Origin of the sequence: Burkholderia sp. Bp9090 (assembly GCF_003857985.1) — a bacterium.
In the GTDB taxonomy this organism is placed as follows: domain Bacteria; phylum Pseudomonadota; class Gammaproteobacteria; order Burkholderiales; family Burkholderiaceae; genus Burkholderia.
The window spans coordinates 1-24,298 of sequence record NZ_QTPV01000047.1 but is presented as its reverse complement, the minus strand read 5'-3'; the positions used below and the strand labels follow the sequence as shown (position 1 = coordinate 24,298).

The following is a 24,298-nucleotide window of genomic DNA, read 5'->3' as shown; positions in this document are numbered from 1 at the left end:
ATGCTTCTCATGATGCGCCGCCTTGACGAGATGGATGGCGGCTTCCACGCCGCCGGAATTTCTCCTACATTAGCGAGGCCTCGGACCCGCCGGTCCGCAGGCGAGCCTGAGAGACCGACAAAAACCAACAAGGAGCCCTCCGATGAATATCAGCAAGCGTGGCGACCACCTGTTCGCGGCCGGATTGTGGAAAGCGATCGGCGACGTCGCGAAATCGGTGCGCACCCAGATCGGCGAGACCAGCGAAGGGCGCGTGCTGGCCAATGCGCTGTTCGAATTGCAGCGCGACCTGGGCGGCAGTGAATTCGACGTGACGATCAATCAGGGGCGGCCCGTCACCGGCGCCGATCCGCATTCGCTCAGGTTCGGCCAGGCCGTCAAGCGGTTCCGGCTGGACATGGAGGCGCTGGTGTTTGCGCTGAAGCATCGCCGCAGCATCGATGAACGCGATCCGGGCCTGCGCACCGAGGCGCTGATGCAGGCCAACAGCCAGCTCGCGACCGCGAAACAGTATGCGACGCTCACGCTCGGCCGGTTTTTCGATGTGGTCGTGGATCCCGACGTGCTGGATCAGATTCTCGCCGACGATCCGAACACGCGCTTCCGGCGGTCGGCGGCCGGCACCGATATCGCCGCGACCCGTCTCAGGCTCGGCAGCCTGCGCTACCGGATCGTCGGAACCATCGCACAGATGTAATGAAAACGGCCGGCCCGCGAAGCACGGGGCGGCCGTCGAAAGGGAGGCGCCGGGCGGAACCGCCGGTCCCGCGCGGGCCGGCACGCACCGGATCGCGTGCCGTTGGTCAGCCTGCCGCTTACTGCGCCCCCATCTTCTTGATCAGCACGTCGAGTTCGGCCATTTCGGCGTCGGTGAGGTCGACGAGCGGCGCGCGCACCGGGCCGGCGTCGTGGCCGACGAGCTTCGCGCCCGCCTTCACGATGCTGACCGCGTAGCCCGCGCGACGGTTGCGGATCTTCAGGTACGGCAGGAAGAACTCGTCGAGCAGGCGGCCGACCGTTGCGTGGTCGTCCTTCGCGATCGCTTCGTAGAATTCCATCGCCGTCTTCGGGATGAAGTTGAACACGGCCGACGAGTACACCGGCACGCCGAGCGCCTTGTACGCGGCCGCGTAGACTTCGGCCGTCGGCAGGCCGCCGAGGTACGCGAAGCGGTCGCCGAGGCGGCGGCGGATCGTGACCATGCTCTCGATTTCGCCGACGCCGTCCTTGAAGCCGATCAGGTTCGGGCAACGATCGGCGAGGCGCTCGAGCATGTCGGCATTCAGCTTCGAATTCGCGCGGTTGTACACCACGACGCCGATCTTCAGCGCGCGGCACACCTGCTCGACGTGCTCGGCGATGCCTTCCTGGCTGGCTTCGGTCAGGTAGTGCGGCATCAGCAGCACGCCGCTCGCGCCGAGGCGCTCGGCTTCCTGCGCGTATTCGATCGCGACGCGCGTCGCGCCGCCGGCGCCGGCCAGGATCGGTACCTTGCCCTTGCAGGTTTCCGTCGCGACACGGATCACGTCCGAATACTCGCGCTGCGTGAGCGAGAAGAATTCACCGGTGCCGCCGGCCGCGAACAGCGCGGTCGCGCCATACGGCGCCAGCCATTCCAGACGCTCGGCATAGGTGGCCGGGCGGAAGCTGCCGTCCGCGTCGAAATCCGTCAGCGGAAACGACAGCAGGCCGTGGGAGATGATCTGTTTGAGTTCTTGCGGTGAAGTCATGGTTGGGTCGTCCGTCCAGCGCGAGTGCTGATGGGTTCGTCGGGTACGGCATCCGGGCCATATTGGCGATGTCGTTGTATGTCATCGTACAACGCGGAAAAGCGCGGCGCAAGCGGTTTGCCGGCCGGCGAGAGATAGGGTCTTTCCGGATAAGGGTTTACGCAGCATCGCGGCTTGGTGTCGAATGTCATATGATGACTAACGATTTGACCGGTAGCCTCCCAGGAATTCCGATGACTGCTTCCCCGCTTTATATCCGCGTGCATCCGGACGACAACGTCGCGATCGTCGTCAACGACGGCGGCCTGCCCGAGGGCGCGACGTTCGCCGACGGCCTGACGCTGCGCGAAGGCGTGCCGCAAGGGCACAAGGTCGCGCTGGTCGACCTCGCGGCCGGCGATCCGATCGTCCGCTACAACGTCGTGATCGGCTACGCGCTCGTCGAGCTGCGCCGCGGCAGCTGGGTCAACGAGCGCACGATGCGCATGCCCGAGCCGCCGGGGCTCGACGACCTGCCGCTCGCCACGCGTGCCGCGCCGCCGCTGGCGCCGCTCGAAGGCTATACGTTCGAGGGCTTCCGCAATGCCGACGGCTCGGTCGGCACGCGCAACATCCTCGCGATCACGACGACCGTGCAATGCGTGTCGGGCGTCGTCGAGCATGCGGTGAAGCGGATCAAGGACGAACTGCTGCCGCGTTACCCGAACGTCGACGACGTGGTCGGGCTCGAGCACACATACGGCTGCGGCGTCGCGATCGATGCGCCCGATGCCGACATTCCGATCCGCACGCTGCGCAACATCAGCCTGAATCCGAACTTCGGCGGCGAGGTGATGACGGTGAGCCTCGGCTGCGAGAAGCTGCAGCCCGAGCGCCTGCTGCCGCCGGGCTCGATTCCAGTGGCGGCCGACGGCGCGCCGGAAAACGGCGGCGTCGTGTGCCTGCAGGACGCCGCGCACGTCGGCTTCAACTCGATGATCGACTCGATCATGAAGATGGCCGAATCGCATCTCGAGCGGCTGAACCGCCGCCGTCGCGAAACCTGCCCGGCGTCGGATCTCGTCGTCGGCGTGCAGTGCGGCGGCAGCGACGCGTTCTCGGGGCTCACCGCGAACCCGGCGGTCGGTTTCGCGGCCGACCTGCTCGTGCGGGCGGGCGCCACGATCATGTTCTCGGAGGTGACGGAAGTGCGCGACGGCGTCGCGCAGCTCACGTCGCGCGCGGCGAACGAGGACGTCGCCCGCGAGATCATCCGCGAGATGGACTGGTACGACCGCTACCTGCAGCGCGGCCGCGTCGACCGCAGCGCGAACACGACGCCCGGCAACAAGAAGGGCGGCCTGTCGAACATCGTCGAGAAGGCGATGGGCTCGATCGTGAAGTCGGGCAGCGCGCCGATCGCGGGCGTCGTGCGCCCCGGCGACCGGGCGCGGCAGAAGGGGCTGCTGTACGCGGCGACGCCCGCGAGCGACTTCATCTGCGGCACGCTGCAGCTCGCGGCGGGAATGAACCTGCACGTTTTCACGACGGGGCGCGGCACGCCGTACGGCCTTGCGCAGGTGCCGGTGATCAAGGTCGCGACGCGCAGCGATCTCGCGCGCCGCTGGCACGACCTGATGGATCTCGACGCGGGGCAGATCGCCACTGGCGCGGCGTCGATCGAGGACGTGGGCTGGGAACTGTTCCGGCTGATGCTCGACGTCGCGAGCGGCAAGCGCCGCACGTGGGCCGAGCAATGGAAGCTCGCGAATGCGCTGACGCTGTTCAATCCGGCGCCGGTGACCTGACGCGCGCCGCGACGGCGGCAGACGATGCGATGCGGGCGCCTTCGGGCGCCCGTTTTTGATGGTGGCGGCGGGTTCGCGGTTCGGCGCATGCGTATTTTCCGCGGCCGGCACGAATTCCTTACCTCGCACGTAATCGACCGCCCACGCGAGGCCGGCGACGATGGTGGCACGCGAACACGAAACGTTTGCGACATCGTCCCCCCATCGACACAAGGAGCCTCGCCATGAACACCGCCGAAACCGCCCAGTCGGCTCACGCCGACCTGATCGACCGCTATTTCGATGCCTGGAACGAACCCGACGCCGCACGCCGGCGCGCGCTGATCGATGCGACCTACGCGAGCGACGCGGCCTATCGCGATCCGCTGATGGCCGGCGACGGCCATGCGGGCATCGAGACGATGATCGCCGCGGTGCAGGAGCGTTTCCCCGCGTATCGCTTTCGCCGCACGACCGACGTCGACGGGTTCGGCCAGCACCTGCGCTTCTCGTGGGCGCTCGTGTCGCCCGACGGCGCGGCGGTCGTGAAAGGTTCGGACTTCGGCACCGTCGATGCGTCGGGCCGCCTGAAGTCGGTCACGGGTTTCATCGACGAAATGCCGGCCGCGGCGTCGTGATGCGAGCGACGCATGCCCGGCGGCGGCCGGGATCGGGTAACGTTATGCAATTCGTTCCCGATCCCGGAGCCTTTCCCACATGTTGAAGAATCTCGATCCGCTGTTGCACGCCGACATCCTGCACGCGCTGCGCGCGATGGGCCACGGCGATGAAGTGGTGATCTGCGATGCGAATTTTCCGGCGGAATCCGTCGCCGAGCACACGGTGGTCGGCCGCGCGCTGCGCATCGACGGCGCCGACTCGGCGCGCGTCGCGCGCGCGGTGCTATCGGTGCTGCCGCTCGACACGTTCGTCGACACACCCGCTTGGCGGATGGAAGTCGTCGGCGATCCGGCCGCGGTGCCGCCCGTGCAGCGCGAAGTGCAGGCCGAGATCGATCGTGCGGAAGGGCGCGCGGTGCCGCTCACGGGCGTCGACCGTTTCGCGTTCTACGAGCGCGCCCAGCAGGCGTATGCGGTGATCGTCACCGGCGAGTCGCGCGGCTACGGCTGTTTCATCTTCAAGAAAGGCGTGCTGTTGAGCGACGCCGGTTAGGGCCTGTTCCGTTATCTATCCGCCAGGGCCGAACACCGTGTTTCGCGGTGCCGCCGCGCTTGAATGACCGCCGCAGTGTAAAGATTTGCTACAACCTTTTTCTTGGACACCGCGGAAAGACCCTCTATGCTGGCCCATTTGCCGCCGGCCCGGCAGGGCCGCGCGACCCCGAACCGCACGGGCACGCCTCGTGCGGACGGCCGAATTGCATACGAGGAGAGAGGCATGACGCGTTCCGTCGATTCCGGCGTCATTTTTTTCGCGCGCCTGGCGCTGGCGGCGTTGTTCTTGTGGGGCGGCGTGATGAAGCTGCTCGGCTACAGCGATTTCATCGGCTATCTGCACGGGCTGAACGTGCCCTATCCGCAGGTGACGGGGCCGGTCGTCGTCACGATCGAAGCGCTCGGCGGGCTGCTGCTGATCGTCGGCTACAAGGTGAAGCCGCTCGCGTTGCTGATGGCGTTCTATACGATCGCGACCGCGATGGTCGGACACAATTTCTGGGACGCGACGGACGCCGCGGTCCAGCACGACATGGTGATCCACTTCTGGAAGAACGTCGCGATCGCCGGCGGTTTCCTGCTGCTGTTCGTGACCGGCGCCGGCGGCGCAAGCATCGACGCGCTGCGCCGGCCGAGTTCGTCGTACGGCGCGCTGCGCTGAATTGAACCCGGTTGAACGGCGCGACGCGCGCACGTCGCCGCGCTGAAGCCCAAACAAAAGGGCCGAATCCCGCACGCCGCGGGATTCGGCCCTTTGTTCATCCAGCGGGCGCGTGCGCGCCGACGTTCAGCGCGTGTCCTTCGGGTCCTTCGCATCCTTCGAGAACTGCACGGCGATCGCGCCGAGCACGCAGATCGCCGCGACGTACACGACCGGCGCGAGCGGATTCGACTTCATCATCAGCGACACGATCACCGGCGTGAGGCCGCCGAAGATCGCATACGCGACGTTGTACGAGAACGAGATGCCCGAGAAGCGCACGACGGGCGGGAAGCTCTTGACCATCACGAACGGCACCGCGCCGATCGTGCCGACCATGAAGCCGGCGATCCCGTAGTACAGCGGCAGCGTCGACGCGTCGGCCGCGACCTGCGCGAACAGCAGGTAGTAGCACGCGGCCAGCACGAGGCCGCCGATGCCGAGCACGCGCTTCGCGCCGATCCAGCCCGCGAGCGAGCCGGCGGTGATGCAGCCGGCGGTAAGGCACAGCGTCGCGACGCTGTTCGCGAACAGCGTGGTCGCGGGCGTCAGGTGAAACTGCTTCTGCAGCAGCGCGGGTGTCATCAGGATCACGACGACGATCGCCGCGGACAGCATCCACGTGAGCAGCATCGACACGATCACCGCGCGGCCGTGGTCGCGCAGCACGGCCTTCAGCGGAATCTCGGCCGCGAGCGCCTTCTTCGCCTTCATCTCGGCGAACACCGGCGTCTCGTGCAGCCAGCGGCGCAGGTACACGGAGAACAGGCCGAACACGCCGCCGAGCAGGAACGGAATGCGCCACGCGAATGCGGTGACTTCGGCGCCCGAGTAACGGCTGTTGATGCCCGCGGCGACCAGCGAGCCGAGCAGGATGCCGGCCGTGAGGCCCGCGGTCAGCGTGCCGCACGCATAGCCGATGTGGCGCGACGGCACGTGTTCCGACACGAACACCCATGCGCCCGGCACTTCGCCGCCGACCGCCGCGCCCTGCAGCACGCGGAACAGCAGCAGCAACACCGGCGCGAGGATGCCGATCGAGTCGTAGGTCGGCAGCAGGCCCATCAGCAGCGTCGGCACCGACATCATCAGCACGCTCAGCGTAAACATCCGCTTGCGGCCGAACAGGTCGCCGAAGTGCGCCATGATCACGCCGCCGAGCGGGCGCGCGAGATAGCCGGCCGCGAAGATGCCGAACGTCTGCAACTGGCGCAGCCAGTCGGGAATGTCGTGCGGGAAGAACAGCTGCCCGATCGCGGGTGCGAAGAACACGAAGATGATGAAGTCGTAGAACTCGAGGGCGCCGCCGAGTGCGGCAAGGCCAAGGGTCTTGTAGTCGCTGCGCGTGAGCGCGCGTTCGGCGGCGCGAGGCACGCCGCTCAATTCGGAAGCTTGCATGGTCAGGACGATCGGTTTTCGAATGTAGTTGTCGGTGCTGCGTCTCCAGAACCCGCTATCGGCATGGACTGGCAAGGCGCGGCCTGCGTCGTCGAGCGTGCGTCGAGTGCCGGATGGGGCATGTGACACGCACCGTCGCACCGGGATGGGGCACGACGCAGACGAAGCGTCAAAGCGGGTGGGGGGATTCTACAGGAGCGCGAAATGCGCGCGCGCGGGGCCGCGCCGAGGCATGCTTCGAACTTCGTCGAGCCCGAAACGCACGCGGCGCGGCAGGCGGGAGAACCGCTTGCCGCGCCGCGTGTGACAGGGTCTGCGCGATCAGTTGCCGGCGATCGTGTCGACCGGCTTGAACGCGCCGTGCTCGACCTTGTAGATCGTCACCGGCGCATCCTTCAGGTCGCCCTTCGCGTCGTACGCGATGCTCGGGGCCGACACGCCCTTGATCGACACCTTGCCGAGATACGGCGTATAGACCTTCGGGTCGGTCGAGTTCGCGTCCTTCATCGCGGTGAGCAGCGCGATCGTGCCGTCGTACGAGTAGGGCGAATAGGTGATCACGTCTTCGTTGAAGCGTGCCTTGTAGCGCGATGCGTAGCCGGCGAAGCCCGGCATCTTTTCTTTCGGCAGCCCGCCCATGTAGACGATCGCGCCTTCGGCCGCGTCGCCGCCGACCTTCAGGAACGTCGGCGAGCGCGACATCTCGCCGGTCACGAAGGCGGACTTCATCCCGAGCTGGCGCATCTTGCGGATCATCGGCGACGACTGCGCATCGCCGCCGCCGTAGAAGATCGCGTCCGGGTTGATGCCCTTCAGGTTGGTCAGGATCGCGGAGAAGTCGAGCGCCTTGTCGTTCGTGAAGTCGCGCTTGACGATCGTGCCGCCCGCGGCTTGCACGGCCTTCGCGAATTCGTCGGCGATGCCCTGGCCGTAGGCCGTGCGGTCGTCGATGATCGCGATGCGCTTGAAGTGCAGCGTCTTCACCGCATACGTGCCGACGATGCGGCCGGCCTGTGCATCGCTCGTCAGCAGCCGGTAGGTCGTCTTGTAGCCGCGCGCCGTGTATTGCGGCGACGTCGCCATCGAGATCTGCGGCAGCCCCGCGCGATCGTACAGGTCGGACGCCGGAATGCTCGTGCCCGAGTTGAAGTGGCCGATGACCCCGCGGACGTTGTCGTCGATCAGCCGCTGCGCGACCGTCGTGCCGGTGCGCGGGTCGGCCTGGTCGTCCTGCGAGTCGAGCTGGAACGTGACCGGCTTGCCGCCGATCGTCGGATTCGTCGCGTTGAAATCGGCGATCGCGAGTTGCACGCCCTTCTGCATGTCCGAGCCGTAGTTCGACTGCGGCCCCGTCAGCGGTGCGGCGAAACCGATCTTGACGACGTCGGCGGCGATGGCGTGTGCGCCCGACAGTGCGCAGGCAGCAGCCAGCGCGACGTGCGATACCTTCAGCTTCACTTTCACTTCCCCTTGATGGCATGGTTGGGCCGCCGCCGGCCAGCCGGCCGGCGCGGTAAACCGGGCGAGACGTATCGGGTTGCAGGCGTTTCGGAAAGCCGTGCGGGGTGTGCCATGCGCTGCGCGGGTTGTGCCGGAATCGGCGTGCGCGGCGGCGGCGGGATGTCGTCTCGTAACCGTTGATCGAAGTCTAGGTAGCGAAAATGCGCGCGTCTTGCGCGTTCGGAGCGCGGGCGGCGACGATTTCGGCATATCGTCGATAACCCTGATATATGCTGAAATCGTCATGACGAGTGCGCAAACGCGCCAAGACGCGACACGCCGGCATTTTTAGGATGGCGGGTTCGGGCGCGCGTAGTCTCGGCGCCGGCGGGGTGAGCCGATAGCGTCGGCAGCGCCGGCCGTGCGCGACGCCGGGCAACGTGCCGATGCGAAATCGTGCCCGCCGGACGTGCGTGCGGCGCAGTGGTTGCGCGCACAACCGCACGGCGCATGACGTGCTTGCCGGCCCATGCGAATCGCCCGATCGGTGCCGAGCGACGGCGGGTTGCGCTTGCCGCCATTCGCCGGGCCGCCCGATCGCCACGACGCGTTCGAGACGGCGCTCCTATAATCGACGCCATCAGCCACCCCCTTCGCAGATGCCGGGATGACGACCTTGCTTGCCGCACCGCCCATGAGCCTGTCCGATACGTTGCGCTACCAGCCCGACAACGCCGATCTCGGCGCGATGCTCGCGCACTTCCGCCTGCTCGAGCCGGTGTTCGATGCGCTGCCCGACGTCGCGTTCTTCGTGAAGGACGCGAACGGGCGCTATGCGCTCGTCAACCGCACGCTGGCGATGCGCTGCGGCTACAAGGACAAGCGCGACCTGCTCGGCAAGACGACCGACGAAGTGTTTCCGCGCCGCTTCGGCAAGACCTATTTCGAGCAGGACATGGCGACGATCACCGCGGGCCAGCAGCTGATGGACCAGCTCGAGCTGCATCTGTATCCGGGCCGCCAGCCGGGCTGGTGCCTGACCTGCAAGGAGCCGCTGCGCGACGCGGCCGGCAAGGTGGTCGGCCTCGCGGGCATCTCGCGCGACCTGAAGGCGCACGAGGGCTCGCATCCGGCCTACAGCAAGCTCGCCGACGTGGTGCAGCACATCCAGGATCACTACGTGCAGCCGCTGAACCTGAAGCAGCTCGCGCAGATGGCGGGGATGTCGGTCGCGCAGCTGGAGCGCTACTTCCACAAGGTGTTTCACCTGACGCCGCGCCAGGTGCTTCTGAAGACGCGGCTCGATGCGGCCACGGCGCTGCTGGTCACGCACGACAAGGTGACCGACGTCGCGGCGCTATGCGGGTATACGGATCACAGCGCGTTCACGCGCCAGTTCAAGGCGACGGTCGGCGTGACGCCGACGGAATACCGGCTGATGCTGCAGGACCGGGCAGGGTGAAGTGACGCGCCGGCCGGGCCGGCGGATCTGAAGGGGCGAGACGGGATTCGGCGTGCGGCGGCTCAGCGGTAGCCGAGCCCTTTCAGGACGGCCGTGCCGTCTTCGGTCAGCCGGAAGCTCGGCGCCGTGTCGGCATCGAGCTTGATCATCTCGACGAGGCCGGCTTCCTGCAGCGCGGGCAATTCGGGTTTGGCGTTCGCGCCGATCGGTGCGTGCAGCAGCACGAGCAGCGTCGCGATTTCATGATGGCTGAGCAAACGGCGCAGCATCGTCTTTTTCACTGGGGGGGCGGCCGGGCGGCCCGCGGGTGCATCTACGGCGCTCATCGCTGTCCTCCTTTTCGGGATATCCGTCGGGTACTGGTTGCGGATGGTGCCGTCGGAGACTTAAGCGATTCTTAAAACCGCCGGGGTCGCGCGGATGTTGCGGTGCGGTGTGCGTTACCGGATGTAACGCCCGCCGGGCGGCCGTTTCCGGCCGCCGGCGGCCGGCCGTGCCAGGCGGGCGCCGCGGCGGGATTCACCACGATGGTGCGGTCGCGCGGCGCGCGTCGCAGGGTCGTCGTGTTTTTCTCATTCGATTCGACCCCTGGACGAAGTTGCCTGCTCCCTTATTTCCTGCGCTGGGCCTGCGCGGCGAGCCGCACAGCCGCGTTGGCCGCGCCGTAGCCGTCGTAGCCGCCGCGCCGCTCGACGATTTCGAGCGAGAAGCGGTTATCGACCAGCTCGGTATACGCGTGCAGGAATTCACCGCCGTTTTCGTCGCGGTCGTACAGCAGGTGGTGGGCGCTCAGCGTGTCGATCAGCTCGTCCGGCAACGCATAGCGCGCGGCCAGATCGTCGTAGTAATTCGGCGGGATCCGCAGGAACGGCACGCCGTCGGCCGCGAACGCGGCGACCGTCTTCACGATGTCGTCGGTCCGGAACGCGACGTGGTTCAGCCCTGTGCCGTGATAGCGGTCGAGCGATTCGGCGACGGCCGTATGACGGTCGACCGACGCATTCAGCGCGATGCGCACCGAACCGTCCGTGCTGCGCACCGCGCGGCTGCGCATCAGGCCGTACGGATCGGGCACGAGCCAGCTGCGCTCGGCCTCGAAGCCGAAGGCGGTCTTGAAGAACAGGATCCACGTGTCGAGCGCGTCGGCCGGCAGCGCGAGGCAGACGTGGTCGATGCCCGTCAGCGGGCCGACCTCGCTCGGGCCGTCGATGTCGGTCAGCACGAAATCCGATTCATACAGCGTCGGTGCGTTCGGCGTCTCGTCGACGAAGTATTCGAGGCTGCCGTCCGGCGCCTGCACGCCCGGCAGCACGCGCTCGTTCGGGCCGACGCGCCCGGAAAACGGCGCGTAGCCGAAGCCGGCCGCGCGCTCGAATGCCACTTTCGCATCGTCGACGCGGAACGCCGACGCACACAGCGACAACCCGTGCTGCTGGAAGAACGCGTCGGCGAACGAGTCGCGCTCGGCGTTCAGCACGATCGACGCGGCACCGTGCTGGAACAGCGTCACGTCCTTCGACCGATGACGGCCTGCGAGCCGGAACCGCATCCGGCCGAGCCATTCGCCGACGGTAGCAGCCGCCTGCGCGTCGACCGCGAATTCGATGAACTGGAACCCGACGTGCGCGGGCGGTGCCGGCGGCGCGAACAGCGGCTGGTCGGCGGCCGGCGCGCGGCCGTCCTGCGCGAGTCGCGCGCGCGTCAGTTCTTCCAGATAGAGCAGCGAGCGGTGGCCGTCGGCGGCCGTGATCGCGGTCGGCGCGGCGCGGAAGCCGTCGTTGAAGATCTCGAGCGACAGCGGCCCCTTGTAACCGGACTCGATCACGCGGGCGGTGAAGCGCGCGAGGTCGAAGTCGCCCTGGCCGGGGAACGAGCGGTAGTGACGGCTCCATTCGAGCACGTCCATCGCGAGCTTCGGCGCATCGGCGATCTGCACGAACGCGATCCGGTCGCCCGGGATGTCGGCGATCGCGTCCGGCGAATCGTCGAGCGACAGCGTATGGAAGCTGTCGAGCGCGAGGCCGAGGTGCGGGCTGTTCACCGCGTTCACGAGCTGCCACGCATGGCCGTACCGGTTCACGACGCGGCCCCACGCGAGCGCCTCGTACGCGGCGACCACGCCCGCCTGCCGCGCGGCTTCGGCGAGCGCGCCGAGCTGGTCGACCAGCAGCGCGTCGTCCGCGATCGTGTCGGGCGACACGCTGCTGCACACCAGGATGCGGTCGGTGCCGAGCGCGTGCATCACGTCGAACTTGCGGCGGATGCGGTCGAGATTGCGGGCGAGCTGGGCCGGGCTCACGCCCTCGAAGTCGCGAAACGGCTGGAACAGCACGATGTCGAGGCCGAGATCGGCGGCCATGCGCCGCACGTCGGCGGGCGATCCGTCGAAGTAGACGAGGTCGTTCTCGAAGATTTCGACACCGTCGAAGCCGGCGGCCTGGATGGCGGCGAGCTTCTCGGCGAGCGTGCCGGACAGTGACACGGTGGCGATCGAGCGCTGCATGGGCGAATCCTGCGGATGAGCGGGGTGTGGCGTCGGCCGGATCGGGCCGGAATGAACCAGTCGTTGAATTACCGGTGAGCGCCATATCCCGAATTTACTAGGGGAGTGAGTGAAATTATACAAACTAACTAGATGGTACAAATAAGCGAAAACCCGAAAAGACATTGCGCTTGCGCAAGCGCACACTAGCGCCAAATCTTGACGTCAGAGGGCGAAGTCGACTAGCGATTCGCCCCTGTTTTAGGAGCAGAAACACCATGAGCAAGCACAAGGTGCTGGTGCTGAACGGCCCGAACCTGAATCTGCTGGGGACCCGCGAGCCCCACATCTACGGCGCGGAAACCCTCGCCGACCTCGAGCAGCGTTGCCGCACGGCGGCCGACGGGCTCGGGCTGGAGATCGATTTCCGCCAGTCGAACGCCGAGCACCAGCTGATCGACTGGCTGCATGCCGCGCGTCACGACACGCACGGCATCGTGATCAACCCGGCCGCCTACACGCACACGTCGGTCGCGCTGGCCGACGCACTGTCCGCGATCGCGAAACCCGTGATCGAGGTGCATATCTCGAACGTGCATCGCCGCGAGGCATTCCGTCACCACTCTTATGTGTCGGCGGTGGCCGAAGCCGTGATCTGCGGCTGCGGCACCGAAGGCTACGTATTCGCGCTGCAGCGCCTGTCGACCATTTTTGCCCAAGGAGCCGCACGATGAGCCGCCCGTCTTTTCTGATCGGCCTGATCGGCCAGGGCATCGGCGGTTCGCTGTCGCCCGCGATGCACGAGGAAGAAGGCTTCCGCCAGGGATTCGGCTACGTGTACCGGCGCATCGATCTGGACGTGCTCGGCGTGACCGCCGACGCGCTGCCGGAACTGCTCGATGCCGCGCAGCGGATGGGCTACAACGGGCTCAACATCACGCATCCTTGCAAGCAGCGCGTGATCGAGCACCTCGACGCACTGTCGGACGACGCGCGCGCACTCGGCGCGGTCAACACCGTGCTGTTCAAGGACGGCAAGCGGATCGGCCACAACACCGACTGGTCGGGTTTCGCGAAGTCGTTCCGCCGCGGGCTGCCCGACGCGTCGCTCGAACGTGTCGTGCAGCTCGGCGCGGGCGGCGCGGGTGCGGCCGTCGCGCATGCGGCGCTGCAGATGGGTGCCGCCGAACTGACGATCTTCGACGTCGACGGCACGCGCGCCATCGCGCTCGCGGGTGAACTGCAGCAGCGCTTCCCGGCCGCCCGGGTCACGCCGGGCAGCGATCTCGCGGCCGCGATGCAGGCCGCGACCGGCCTGATCCATTGCACGCCGACCGGCATGGCCAAGCATCCGGGCCTGCCGCTGCCGGCCGAGCTGCTCCGCGCGGGCATGTGGGTCGCCGACATCGTGTATTTCCCGCTCGAAACCGAGCTGATCCGCGCCGCGCGCGCGGCCGGCTGCGCGACGCTGCCGGGCGGCGGGATGGCCGTGTACCAGGCCGTCGATGCGTTCGAGATCTTCACCGGACGAACGCCGGACGACGAACGGATGTTCGAACACTTTCAGTCGCTCGTCGCACGCTGACCCTTCTAGCGACCAGCTGAAAAATAGACCAGGAGACAACCATGCAGCACACCACCCACACGAACGCCGCGCCCGCGGCGGCCGGTACGGTCCGGCGGACCTCGGCGCGCTACAAGATCCTCGCGCTGCTCGCGATCGGCACGATGATCAACTATCTCGACCGTACCGTGCTGGGGGTGGCTGCGCCGCAGCTCACCAAGGAGCTCGGCATCAACGCGGCCGTGATGGGCATCATGTTCTCCGCGTTCTCGTGGACGTACGTCGCGATGCAGGTGCCCGGCGGCCTGTTCCTCGACCGCTTCGGCAGCAAGATCACCTATTACTGGTCGATGACGTTGTGGTCGCTGTGCACGCTCCTGCAGGGCTTCGTGCCCGGCGTCGGGACGCTGCTCGCATGCCGGCTCGGCCTCGGCGTGACGGAAGCGCCGTGTTTCCCGACCAACAGCCGCGTCGTCGCGACGTGGTTCCCGCAGAATGAACGTGCGATGGCGACCGGCACCTACACCGTCGGCGAGTACATCGGTCTCGCGTTCTTCAGCCCCGTGCTGTTCGCGCTGATGGGTGCGTTCGGCTGGCGTTCGCTGTTCTGGGTCGTCGGTGGGGTCGGCATCGTGTTCGGCCTGGTCTGGTGGAAGTTCTATCACGAGCCGCGCAACCATCCGGCCGCGAATTCGGAAGAACTCGCGTACATCGAAGCGGGCGGCGGTCTCGTGCACGGCGCGCGCAAGGACGGCGGCAAGGGCGGCAAGCCCGCCCAGGCCAAGTTCAGCTGGGCGATGGCCGGCCAGCTGCTGAAGAAGCGCCAGCTCGCGGGGATCTGCCTCGGCCAGTTCGCCGGCAACTCGACGCTCGTGTTCTTCCTGACCTGGTTCCCGACCTATCTCGCGACCGAGCGCCACATGGGCTGGCTGAAGATCGGCTTCTTCGCGATCATGCCGTTCATCGCCGCGTCGGTCGGCGTGATGTTCGGCGGGATCTTCTCCGACTGGTTGCTGCGCCGCGGCAAGTCCGCGAACCTCGCACGCAAGCTGCCGATCATCGCCGGCCTGCTGCTCGCGTCGACGATCATTCTCGCGAACTACGTGCAAAGCAACGAAGCCGTGATCGCGATCATGTCGGTCGCGTTCTTCGCGCAGGGGATGGCCGCGCTCGGCTGGACGCTCGTGTCCGACATCGCGCCGGACGGCCTGCTCGGCGTGACCGGCGGCATCTTCAACTTCGCGGCGAACCTGGCCGGCATCATTACGCCGCTCGTCGTCGGCTTCATCGTCGCGTCGACCGGCTCGTTCGTCGGTGCGCTGGTGTTCATCGGCGTGATCGCGTTGATCGGTGCGCTGTCGTACATCTTCGTCGTCGGCGACATCAAGCGGATCGAACTGTAAGCACCGGCTCCACGCACTCTCGGTGCGTTCGCCCGGCGACCTGTGGGTCGCCGGGCTTTTTTGTATCCGCTCGCGACTGCGAAGCGGTTCAGGCCGCCGCGCTCACGCGTGCCGCATCGTGATCCCGAGCGATTCGACCGCCTGTGCGATCGCCGCGACCGCCCGCCGGATGTCGCCGGCATCGATCGCGCCGATGCAGCCGACGCGGAACGTCTCGAGTTGCGTCAGCTTGCCCGGATACAGGATGAAGCCCGCGCCGCGCACCGCATCGTAGAAGCGGCGGAAGTCGTAGGCCGGATGGTCGGGCGCATGGAACGTGACGATCACCGGCGCCTGCACGCTGGCGTCGAGGAACGGCGTGAAGCCGAGCGCGCGCATCGATTCGACCAGCGTCCGGCAGTTTTCCGCATAGCGCGCACCGCGCGCGGGCTGGCCGTCTTCGGCCAGGTATTGGTCGAGCGCGGCGCGTAGCGCGGCGATCACGTGGGTCGGCGGCGTGAAGCGCCACTGGCCCGTCTTGCACAGGTACGCGTACTGATCGTGGAGGTCGAGCGCGAGCGACCGCGAGTTGCCTTCGCACGCGTCGAGCGCAGCGCGCCGCACGATCGCGAACCCCATCCCCGGCACGCCTTCCAGGCATTTGCCGCTCGCCGAGATCAGCGCGTCGATCCCGCTGTCCGCCAGCGTGATCGGCAGCGCGCCGAACGAACTCATCGCATCGACGATCAGCCGCTTGCCGTGCCGCCGGCACACGGCCGCGATCGCGTCAAGCGGATTCAGGATGCCGGCACTTGTTTCCAGGTGCACCAGCGCGACGTGCGTGATGCGCGGCTCGCGCGCGAACGCGGCTTCGACCGCGCCGGGGTCGACCGCCGCGTTCTCGCCGAACGGCAGCGCGATCGACTCGATGCCGAGCCGGCCGAGGATCTTCAGGATGCGCGCGCAATACGCGCCGTTGTCCGGCACCAGCACGACGCCGTCGCGCGGCACCAGCGTGCCGAGCGCGGCTTCGACCGAAAACGTGCCGCTGCCTTGCATCGGCACGCACACGTATGCGTCGCCGCCGCGCGCGATCGCGACGAGATCCGCGCAGACGCTCGCCGTCAGTTGATTGAAAGCGGCGTCCCACGAGCCCCGGCGTGAGCAGAATCGGGTCCGACATGATTTTTCTCCAGCAAAGGTCGGATGAAACGCCAGGGCGGCATTTCTGAATGACTTGCATGATATTGGCAAAATGTGTCATTTTTTGGAAATTGTGGCACACGTCACGGCGTTGTCATCGAACGCTGTGATCCTTCGGTTGCCGCGCGAGACCACCTGCAGCGCGGCAGCGAGACGGGCCGGTTGTCGGTCTGTCCGACTGAAAGGAGCCGGATCGTGCCCCGGCCGTTTGGTGTTCCGCCTACGGAGAAGTGAGATGACACTGCAGAATTCCTCGCGCGCCGCTGCCGGCGCGTTCCGCAAGCTCGCGCTGGCCGCCTGCGCCGCCGGTCTGCTGCAAGGCGCCGCGATGCCCGCGCACGCGGCGAACGCGGTCGTGCTGTATACGGCGGACGGTCTCGAGAACCTCTATCGCGATGTGCTGCCGGCGTTCGAGAAGAAGGAAGGCGTCAAGGTCAACATCGTGACGGCGGGCAGCGGCGAGGTCGTCAACCGCGCGAACATCGAAAAGAATTCGCCGAAGGCGGACGTGATCGTCACGCTGCCGCCGTTCATCCAGCAAGCCGGCCAGATGGGCCTGTTGCAGCCGTACCAGAGCGTGAACTACAAGAACGTGCCGGCGATCGCGAAGGCGGAAGACGGCACCTGGGCGACGTTCGTGAACAACTACTTCTCGTTCGCGATCAACCCGGACGTCGTGAAGAACCAGCCGAAGACGTTCGCCGACCTGCTGTCGCCGGCCTACGCGGGCAAGGTCGCGTACTCGAACCCGGCCACCGCCGGCGACGGGATGGCCGTGCTGATCCTGACGACGTCGCTGATGGGCGAGGACAAGGCGTTCGACTATCTCGCGAAGCTGTCGCAGAGCGTGAAGTTCCACACGAAGGGCACCGGCTACCTGAATGTGCTGCTGTCGCGTAACGAGATCAGCGTCGCGAACGGCGACCTGCAGATGGACCTCGACGACGCCGAGCACGGCGCGCTGTCCGTCAAGCCGATCTTCCTGGCCGCGAAGGACGGCGACCAGCCGACCACGTTCCAGCTGCCGTACGGCATCGGCCTGATCAAGAGCGGCCCGAATCAGGACGCCGGCAAGAAGCTGATCGACTACCTGATGTCGACCGACGTGCAGTCGAAGGTGCCGGACATGTACGGCATCCCGGGCCGCACGGACGTGCCGCTGGCCGGCAAGAACGGCGAGGCGGTCAAGAAGGCGATCGCGGGCGTGAAGCTGATCCCGGTCGACTGGACCCAGGTGATGGCGAAGAAGCCGGTGTGGATCGAGCGCTGGAAGAAGGACGTGATCGGCAGCTCGGGCAAGCAGCTCGACGTCGTCAAGCCGAAGTGATCGGCGCAAGCTGCCTGTATTAGTGAGCAAGAGGATGAACCCGGTGGAAACCACCCTGACCCATCCCGGCGCTTTCGGCGCCGCCGAACCGCAAGCAACGCTGCGGTCCGGCGCGCCGGGCGGCGTGCAGATCGAGCACCTCAGCGTGCGCTACGGCGCACGCACGGTGCTGGAAGATCTGTCGCTGTCGATCGGCGCCGGTGAATTTTTGACCGTGCTCGGCAAGAGCGGCTGCGGCAAGACCACGCTGCTGCGCTTCATCGCCGGGTTCGTGAAGGCCGACGGCCTGACCGGCACGCTGACCGTGGCCGGACGCGACCTGACCCATGCGCCGCCGCACAAGCGCAACCTCGGTCTGCTGTTCCAGAATTACGCGCTGTTCCCGCACCTGTCGGTGTTCGAGAACGTCGCATTCGGGCTGCGCGCACGCGGCATGGCGTCGCCGGAAGTGACGCGCCGCGTCGCCGACGCGCTGAAGCTCGTGCAACTCGGCGACGCGGGCCACCATCTGCCCGCGCAACTGTCCGGCGGGATGCAGCAGCGCGTCGCGCTGGCGCGCGCGCTCGTGATCGAGCCGGACGTGCTGCTGCTCGACGAGCCGCTGTCGGCGCTCGACGCCAATCTGCGCGCATCGGTGCGCAGCGAACTGAAGGCGCTGCACGAGCGCCTGCCGAACCTGACCGTCGTCTGCGTGACGCACGACCGCGACGACGCGCTCGTGCTGTCCGACCGCGCGCTGCTGATGCGCGACGGCCGCATCGCGCAGCTCGGCACGCCGCAGCAGCTGTACGACGCGCCGCGGGACGGCTACGTCGCGCGCTATCTCGGCCCGGCCAACCTGCTGCCGCCGCACGTGATCTTCCCGCTCGGCGACCCGCGTCACGACGTGCGCGGCAAGGTCGCGTGCGTGCGCCCCGAGCGGCTGACCGTGATGCCGCTCGCGGCGGGCGGCCTGCACGGCACGGTGTCGTCGGTCGAATGGCAGGGCGCGGACCTGTCGATCGCGGTCATGATCGACGCGGCGCCCGACGAACCCGTGCGCGTGACGATGCAACGCGGCCGCGGCGCGGCTCCCGAGCGCGGTGCGCGCGTGTCCCTGCATTGCGAGGCAGACGATGTCGTCCTTATCGAGCCCTGAAGCCGGCCTGCCGCCGCACGTGCTCGCGTCGGCCGCCGCGCATGCCGCCGCCGCGCGGCGCCGCAAGCGCATGGGCGACCTGCACCTCGCCGCGCTCGCGATCGTCGTGCTCGGCCCGCTCGTCGTCTATCCGCTGGTGCGGCTCGTGCTGCTGAGCGTGTCCGGCGATCACGGGCTGAGCTTCGCCGCATACCGGACCTTCTTCGGCAACCCCGATACGCGCAACGTGCTGCTGACGACGGTCGGCGTGCTGTTCGCGAGCGCCGGCACCGCATCGGTGCTCGGCGTGCTGCTGGCCGCGCTGCTGTTCTTCAAGCCGTTCCCGGGCGCGTCGCTCGTCACGCGCTTCCTGGAACTGTACGTCGCGTTCCCGTCGTTCCTCGTCGCGTTCACCTTGATCTTCCTGTACGGCTCGCAAGGCTCGATCAGCATCGCGCTGCAGCACCTGTTCCATCTCGAGAACCCGCCGCTCGACTTCCTGTTCGGCATCGGCGGCGTGATCCTCGCGCAGACCGTGTTCTATACGCCGTTCGTCGTGCGGCCGACGCTCGCGTCGTTCGCGACGCTCGACCTGCGCCTGATCGAAGCGGCGCGCAGCCTTGGCGCGTCCGGCTGGATGCTCGCGCGCCGCGTCGTGCTGCCGATCGCGTGGCCGGGCATCGCCGCCGGCACGGTGCTGTGTTTCCTGCTGACGCTGAACGAGTTCGGGATCCTGCTCGTGCTCGGCAGCGCGCGGCTCGTGACCCTGCCGGTCGCGATCTACAGCAGCGCGACCGTCGATCTCGACCTGCCGACCGCGTCGGCCGGCGCGGTCGTGATGCTCGCGCTGTCGCTGGCGCTCTATACGGTTTATCGCCGGGTGAACCGGCGTGCGACGGGAGGGAACGATGTCCGCTGAATTCCATATCGGGCAAGCCGTGCCGCGTCATCGGATCGGCTGGAGCGACACGCTGCTCAAGCATGCGTCGCGCGCCGCGCTCGCGCTGGCCGCGTTCGCCTGCTTCTGGCTGTTCGTGCTGCCGGTCATCGTCGTCGCGCTGTCGAGCGTGTCGACGCAGTGGTCGGGCACGATCCTGCCGGCCGGCTACAGCCTGCGCTGGTTCGAGCGGCTCGGGTCGCCGGAATACGACGCGCTGCTGACGAGCCTCGAAATCGGCTTCGGCGTGTCGGCGATCGGCACGATCCTCGGGCTGTGGCTTGCGCTTGCACTCGAGGGGCGCGACCGGCGCGGTCTCGGCGCGGTCGTCGACGCGCTCGTGATGGTGCCGAACGGTGTGCCGAGCGTCGTGCTCGGGCTCGCGGTGCTGATCGCGTATCACCAGAAGCCGCTCGACCTGTCGAGCTCCGCGGCGATCGTCGTGCTCGTGCAGCTCGCGCTGATCCTGCCGTTCTGCTATCGCTGCGCGGCCGCCGCGCTGCGCCCGGAGCTGACCGTGCTGCGCGAAGCGGCGGCGAGCCTCGGTGCGCCGCCCGCGATGGTGCTGCGCCGCGTGCTGCTGCCGCAGCTGGTGCCGGCGCTGCGCGCGAGCCTCGCGCTCGGCTTCGCGCTGTCGCTCGGCGAACTCGGCGCGACGCTGACCGTCTACCCGCCGGGTTTCGCGACCGTGCCGATCGTCGTGATCGGCCAGGTTGAGCGCGGCTATTACCTGCCCGCCTCGGCGCTGTCGCTGCTGATGCTCGGCGCGTCGCTCGCGGCGCTGCTGCTGATCGCCGCGCGCGTGCCGCGCGGCAAGCGGGCGGCATCATGAACGCCGCGTTCGCATTGCGACAGCCCGGCGAGCAATCGGCCGCGGGCAAGGGTTCGGCGGATCTCGCGGGACGTTCCGTCGACGTCAACGGCCGACGCTACCGGCTACCGGTCGAACCGACCGTCGTCATCTGCGTCGACGGCTGCGAGTACGACTATCTCGAGCGTGCGGTGGAAGCGGGCGTCGCGCCGTTCATCGGCCGGATGATCGCGCAAGGCACCGCGTGGCGCGCCGACTGCGTCGTGCCGACCTTCACCAACCCGAACAACCTGTCGATCGTCTGCGGCGTGCCGCCGTCGGTCCACGGAATCTGCGGCAACTACTTCTGGGATCCGGCCGCCGACGGCGGTCGCGGCGCCGAAGTGATGATGAACGACCCGGCCTACCTGCGGGCCGGCACGCTGCTCGCGGCGGCGTCCGACGCCGGCGCGCGGGTGGCCGTCGTCACGGCGAAGGACAAGCTGCGCCGGCTGCTCGGCTGGCAGATGAACGGCATCTGTTTTTCCGCCGAGAAGGCCGCGCAGGCGAATCTCGCGGAAAACGGGATCGTCGACGTGCTTGACTGGGTCGGCCTGCCGTCGCCGGACGTGTACAGCGCGGCATTGTCCGAATTCGTGTTCGCGGCCGGCGTGCGGCTCGCGCAGACGCGCCAGGTCGACCTGATGTACCTGTCGACCACCGACTACGTGCAGCACAAGTGCGAGCCGGGCAGTGCCGGCGCGAACGCGTTCTACGCAATGATGGACGGCTATCTCGCGCAGCTCGACGCGCTCGGCTGGGCGATCGGGCTCACGGCCGACCACGGGATGAACGCGAAGCACGATCCGGCCACGGGCCGCCCGAACGTGATCTATCTTCAGGACGCGTTCGACGGCTGGTTCGGTGTGCGGGCCGCACGCGTGATCTTGCCGATCACCGATCCGTACGTCGTGCACCACGGCGCGCTCGGCTCGTTCGCAACCGTCTACCTGGCGCCCGGCGTCGACCGGGTCGAAGCGATGTGGCGCGTCGGCGGGCTCGACGGCGTCGAGCTCGTACTCGACAACGCGGAAGCGGCCGCGCGCTTCGAACTGCCGGCCGACCGGATCGGGGATCTCGTCGTGATCGGTCGGCGCGACATGACGCTCGGCACGCGCGAGCGCGAACACGACCTGTCCGGCCTGACCGTGCCGCTGCGTTCGCACGGCGGCGTGTCCGAGCAGGAGGTGCCGTTGCTGTTCAACCGTCGGATCGAGCGGGACGACCCTGCACGTCGTCCGCGCAACTTCGACGTCTTCGATTTCGTGCTGAATCGGGTCGCGACATGATGGCTCACCCCCGACAGGATCACCCCGCGTTCCGCGCCGAGGCGCTGCGCTGGTGCGGCACGCGCGCGACGCGCGACCGTGTGCTCGACGTCGCCGATCCGTACACCGGCACGCGCGTCGGTACGGCGCCGCTGGCGAGCGTCGACGATGTGCGCGCCGCGTTCGACTACGCGATGGCATACCGGCCCGCGCTCACGCGCTACGAGCGTTCGCAGATCCTCGAGCGCGCGGCCGCGCTGCTGCGCGAGCGTGCCGAGGAGGCGTCCGACCTGATCACGCTCGAGTCGGGATTGTCGAAACAGGATTCGCGCTACGAGATCGGTCGCGTTGCCGACGTGCTGAAGTTTGCGTCGGTCGAAGCGCTGCGCGACGACGCGCAGAGCTTCTCGTGCGACCTGACGCCCCACGGCAAGGCGCGCCGCGTGTTCTCGCAGCGCCAGCCGCTCGACGGCGTGATCGTCGCGATCACGCCGTTCAATCACCCGATGAACCAGGTCGCGCACAAGATCGCGCCGGCGATCGCGACCAACAACCGCGTGATCGTGAAGCCGTCGGAGAAGGTACCGCTGTCGGCGTTTTATCTGGCGGACCTGCTGTATGAAGCCGGTTTGCCGGAGCCGATGCTGCAGGTGCTGACCGGCGACCCGCGCGAAATCGCGGACGAACTCGTCACGCATCCGCATGCATCGCTGATTACCTTTACGGGCGGCGTGTCGATCGGCAAGGCGATCGCCGCGCGGGCCGGCTACCGGCGCATCGTGCTGGAACTGGGCGGCAACGATCCGCTGATCGTCCTCGACGATGCCGATCTGGAACGTGCGGCATCCCTGGCCGTGCTCGGTTCGTACCGGAATTCGGGGCAGCGCTGCACGGCCGTCAAGCGGATCCTGGTACAGCGCTCGGTCGCGCCGGCGTTTACCGAGCTGCTCGTCGAGAAGACGCGCGCCTGGAAGTACGGCGATCCGTTCGATCCCGCAAACGAAATGGGCACGGTGATCGACGACGTCGCGGCGCGGCTGTTCGAGGCCCGGGTCGGCGAGGCGGTCGCGCAGGGGGCGCGCCTGCTGACCGGCAACGTGCGGCGCGGTGCGCTCTATTCGCCGACCGTGCTCGACAACGTCGATCCGTCGATGACGCTCGTGCGCGAGGAGACCTTCGGCCCCGTTTCACCCGTCATCGCGTTCGACACGATCGACGACGCGATCCGGATCAGCAACGGCACGGCGTTCGGGCTGTCGTCGGGTATCTGTACGGACAGTACGGCCGCGGTCGTGCGGTTCGTGAACGAGCTGAACGTCGGGACGGTGAATGTCTGGGAGGTGCCCGGATACCGGATCGAGCTGTCGCCGTTCGGCGGGATCAAGGATTCGGGGCTCGGCTATAAGGAAGGTGTTCAGGAAGCGATGAAGAGCTTCACGAACCTGAAGACGTTTTCGCTGCCTTGGGAGTGAGCGGATGGCATTGACGGTGGAAGAGATCGACGGACTGTATCGCGAGCACGGCCGTGTCGCGTACAGCGGCGAACCGGTCACGCAGCTGGAGCATGCGTTGCAGAGCGGCTTGCTGGCGGAGGAGGCGGGCGCCGACGAGGCGCTGGTCGCGGCGGCGTTCCTGCATGACCTCGGGCATTTGCTGAATCGGCAGGGCGAGACGCCGAGCGCGCGCGGGATCGACGACCTGCATCAGTATTACGTGCTGCCGTTCCTGCGGCCGCTGTTTTCGGACGCGGTTCTGGAGCCGATCCGGCTGCACGTCGACGCGAAGCGTTGCCTGTGCCGCACGGACGCCGGCTACTTCGAGAGCCTGTCGCCGGATTCGGTGCGCAGCCTCGCGCTGCAGGGCGGGATCTTCAGTGAAGCGGAGACGGCGGCATTCCTGCAGCGCCCGTTCGCGGAAGACGCGCTGCGCCTGCGCCGCTGGGACGATACGGCCAAGGAAGAGGGCAAGGCGACGCCGGATCTCGATCACTATATGGAGATCGTGGCGCGCCAGGTACGCGTGAGCTGACGATTCGGCTGCATCCATATAAGGCCCCGCACGCGGCAGCGTGCGGGGCCTTATATTTTTCACGAAACCCCTTGCGCGATTGCCGGCAGGTGCTTAGAATCACGCCTCTTTCGCGCTAACGGAAACGCAGCGCGGGAGAAGAAGGGAAGCGGTGCTGTCGGGCGGGTCGTAGCGGCCTCGACGGTGCAGGAAGTTGAACCCCAGCCGTCGCAACGAAGTAGTTAAAAAGTTGTTGACGAACTGAAAAAGACGGTTCATAATCTCGTTTCTCTGCTGCTGAAAACGCAGCGCTGCTGAGAAAACCTCCGGGTCCTCGCAGAAATGCTCTTTAAAAATTAACAGCCGATAAGTGTGGGCGCTTGATGGCAGCGAGCTGATCTTCGGATCAGAAAAGCGAAAGTATCAAGAGTCTCACACTAAAGTAAGTCAGGTTTATGAAGTGATTCATATTCCTGTCAGCTTTGAGTGA

21 protein-coding genes and 1 pseudogene are annotated in these 24,298 nt (G+C 67.3%); 16 read left to right on the top strand and 6 right to left on the bottom strand.

Annotated elements, in window-relative coordinates; genetic code table 11:
* Positions 1 to 142 precede the first annotated feature (142 nt).
* A complete protein-coding gene (locus DIE16_RS30330; RefSeq protein WP_124489350.1) occupies positions 143 to 697 on the top strand; it encodes a hypothetical protein in 555 nt (184 codons plus the stop codon).
* A 118-nt stretch (positions 698 to 815) separates the two neighbouring features.
* Here DIE16_RS30330 and kdgD read toward each other — a convergent pair whose 3' ends face one another.
* Positions 816 to 1,730 carry a 5-dehydro-4-deoxyglucarate dehydratase gene (kdgD, locus tag DIE16_RS30325; RefSeq protein ID WP_124489351.1) on the bottom strand — a complete coding sequence of 305 codons (915 nt, stop codon included), beginning with the start codon at positions 1,728 to 1,730 and terminating at the stop codon, positions 816 to 818.
* A 233-nt stretch (positions 1,731 to 1,963) separates the two neighbouring features.
* Between kdgD and garD the strand changes: the two genes are divergently transcribed.
* The 4 genes from garD (at position 1,964) to DIE16_RS30305 (ending at position 5,332) form a co-directional block, all read left to right on the top strand.
* On the top strand, positions 1,964 to 3,517 hold the full coding sequence (gene garD / locus DIE16_RS30320; protein ID WP_124489352.1) for a galactarate dehydratase: 1,554 nt from the start codon (positions 1,964 to 1,966) through the stop codon (positions 3,515 to 3,517).
* Positions 3,518 to 3,741: 224 nt separating this feature from the next.
* Positions 3,742 to 4,134, top strand: coding sequence for a nuclear transport factor 2 family protein (locus DIE16_RS30315; RefSeq protein WP_124489353.1), 393 nt, complete (start codon positions 3,742 to 3,744; stop codon positions 4,132 to 4,134).
* Between the two features lie 79 nt (positions 4,135 to 4,213).
* Positions 4,214 to 4,669 carry an RbsD/FucU family protein gene (locus DIE16_RS30310; protein WP_124524219.1) on the top strand — a complete coding sequence of 152 codons (456 nt, stop codon included), beginning with the start codon at positions 4,214 to 4,216 and terminating at the stop codon, positions 4,667 to 4,669.
* Between the two features lie 225 nt (positions 4,670 to 4,894).
* Entirely contained in the window at positions 4,895 to 5,332 is a 438-nt protein-coding gene (locus DIE16_RS30305) for a DoxX family protein (protein ID WP_044845736.1), read from the top strand.
* A 126-nt stretch (positions 5,333 to 5,458) separates the two neighbouring features.
* On the opposite strand, the gene DIE16_RS30300 is transcribed toward DIE16_RS30305, so the two are convergent.
* Both DIE16_RS30300 and DIE16_RS30295 read right to left on the bottom strand, forming a co-directional pair.
* Positions 5,459 to 6,769, bottom strand: a complete 1,311-nt coding sequence (locus DIE16_RS30300) for an MFS transporter (protein ID WP_044845735.1) — start codon at positions 6,767 to 6,769, stop codon at positions 5,459 to 5,461.
* Between the two features lie 321 nt (positions 6,770 to 7,090).
* Complete coding sequence (locus tag DIE16_RS30295; protein ID WP_044845855.1) at positions 7,091 to 8,227, bottom strand: branched-chain amino acid ABC transporter substrate-binding protein; 1,137 nt, start codon at positions 8,225 to 8,227, stop codon at positions 7,091 to 7,093.
* Positions 8,228 to 8,876: 649 nt separating this feature from the next.
* Here DIE16_RS30295 and DIE16_RS30285 point away from each other — a divergent pair.
* Positions 8,877 to 9,671 (top strand): AraC family transcriptional regulator, encoded by a 795-nt coding sequence (locus DIE16_RS30285; RefSeq protein WP_044845733.1) that lies wholly within the window; start codon positions 8,877 to 8,879, stop codon positions 9,669 to 9,671.
* A gap of 62 nt (positions 9,672 to 9,733) precedes the next feature.
* On the opposite strand, the gene DIE16_RS30280 is transcribed toward DIE16_RS30285, so the two are convergent.
* The gene (locus DIE16_RS30280; protein WP_059528378.1) at positions 9,734 to 9,997 is read right to left on the bottom strand and encodes a hypothetical protein; all 264 of its coding nucleotides are present in this window, start codon (positions 9,995 to 9,997) and stop codon (positions 9,734 to 9,736) included.
* 284 nt (positions 9,998 to 10,281) lie between these two features.
* On the bottom strand, positions 10,282 to 12,174 hold the full coding sequence (locus DIE16_RS30275) for a bifunctional sugar phosphate isomerase/epimerase/4-hydroxyphenylpyruvate dioxygenase family protein (protein ID WP_044845731.1): 1,893 nt from the start codon (positions 12,172 to 12,174) through the stop codon (positions 10,282 to 10,284).
* 257 nt (positions 12,175 to 12,431) lie between these two features.
* Between DIE16_RS30275 and aroQ the strand changes: the two genes are divergently transcribed.
* From aroQ to DIE16_RS30260, 3 genes are read left to right on the top strand one after another with little or no spacing between them, the layout of a single operon-like run.
* Positions 12,432 to 12,887: a type II 3-dehydroquinate dehydratase gene (gene aroQ, locus DIE16_RS30270; RefSeq protein ID WP_044845730.1), complete on the top strand. Its 456-nt coding sequence runs from the start codon at positions 12,432 to 12,434 to the stop codon at positions 12,885 to 12,887.
* Entirely contained in the window at positions 12,884 to 13,738 is an 855-nt protein-coding gene (locus DIE16_RS30265; protein WP_124894008.1) for a shikimate dehydrogenase, read from the top strand. Before aroQ ends, DIE16_RS30265 begins: the two co-directional genes overlap by 4 nt.
* A 41-nt stretch (positions 13,739 to 13,779) precedes the next feature.
* Positions 13,780 to 15,120, top strand: a complete 1,341-nt coding sequence (locus DIE16_RS30260) for an MFS transporter (protein ID WP_124894007.1) — start codon at positions 13,780 to 13,782, stop codon at positions 15,118 to 15,120.
* Positions 15,121 to 15,222: 102 nt separating this feature from the next.
* Here the strand turns inward: DIE16_RS30260 and DIE16_RS30255 are convergent.
* Positions 15,223 to 16,282 (bottom strand): annotated as a pseudogene (locus DIE16_RS30255) (2-aminoethylphosphonate--pyruvate transaminase).
* 255 nt (positions 16,283 to 16,537) lie between these two features.
* Here DIE16_RS30255 and phnS point away from each other — a divergent pair.
* From phnS to DIE16_RS30215, 7 genes are read left to right on the top strand one after another with little or no spacing between them, the layout of a single operon-like run.
* Positions 16,538 to 17,629 (top strand): 2-aminoethylphosphonate ABC transporter substrate-binding protein, encoded by a 1,092-nt coding sequence (phnS, locus tag DIE16_RS30245; RefSeq protein WP_044845726.1) that lies wholly within the window; start codon positions 16,538 to 16,540, stop codon positions 17,627 to 17,629.
* A gap of 34 nt (positions 17,630 to 17,663) precedes the next feature.
* Positions 17,664 to 18,767: a 2-aminoethylphosphonate ABC transport system ATP-binding subunit PhnT gene (phnT, locus tag DIE16_RS30240; protein ID WP_044845725.1), complete on the top strand. Its 1,104-nt coding sequence runs from the start codon at positions 17,664 to 17,666 to the stop codon at positions 18,765 to 18,767.
* Positions 18,745 to 19,665 carry a 2-aminoethylphosphonate ABC transporter permease subunit gene (locus DIE16_RS30235; RefSeq protein WP_124489363.1) on the top strand — a complete coding sequence of 307 codons (921 nt, stop codon included), beginning with the start codon at positions 18,745 to 18,747 and terminating at the stop codon, positions 19,663 to 19,665. Before phnT ends, DIE16_RS30235 begins: the two co-directional genes overlap by 23 nt.
* Positions 19,655 to 20,515 (top strand): 2-aminoethylphosphonate ABC transport system, membrane component PhnV, encoded by an 861-nt coding sequence (gene phnV, locus DIE16_RS30230; RefSeq protein WP_044845723.1) that lies wholly within the window; start codon positions 19,655 to 19,657, stop codon positions 20,513 to 20,515. Before DIE16_RS30235 ends, phnV begins: the two co-directional genes overlap by 11 nt.
* Complete coding sequence (gene phnA, locus DIE16_RS30225; protein ID WP_124894006.1) at positions 20,512 to 21,822, top strand: phosphonoacetate hydrolase; 1,311 nt, start codon at positions 20,512 to 20,514, stop codon at positions 21,820 to 21,822. Before phnV ends, phnA begins: the two co-directional genes overlap by 4 nt.
* Entirely contained in the window at positions 21,819 to 23,273 is a 1,455-nt protein-coding gene (gene phnY, locus DIE16_RS30220; RefSeq protein ID WP_124894005.1) for a phosphonoacetaldehyde dehydrogenase, read from the top strand. Before phnA ends, phnY begins: the two co-directional genes overlap by 4 nt.
* A 4-nt stretch (positions 23,274 to 23,277) precedes the next feature.
* Positions 23,278 to 23,829: a phosphonate degradation HD-domain oxygenase gene (locus tag DIE16_RS30215; RefSeq protein WP_124894004.1), complete on the top strand. Its 552-nt coding sequence runs from the start codon at positions 23,278 to 23,280 to the stop codon at positions 23,827 to 23,829.
* The last annotated feature ends 469 nt before the right edge of the window (positions 23,830 to 24,298 follow it).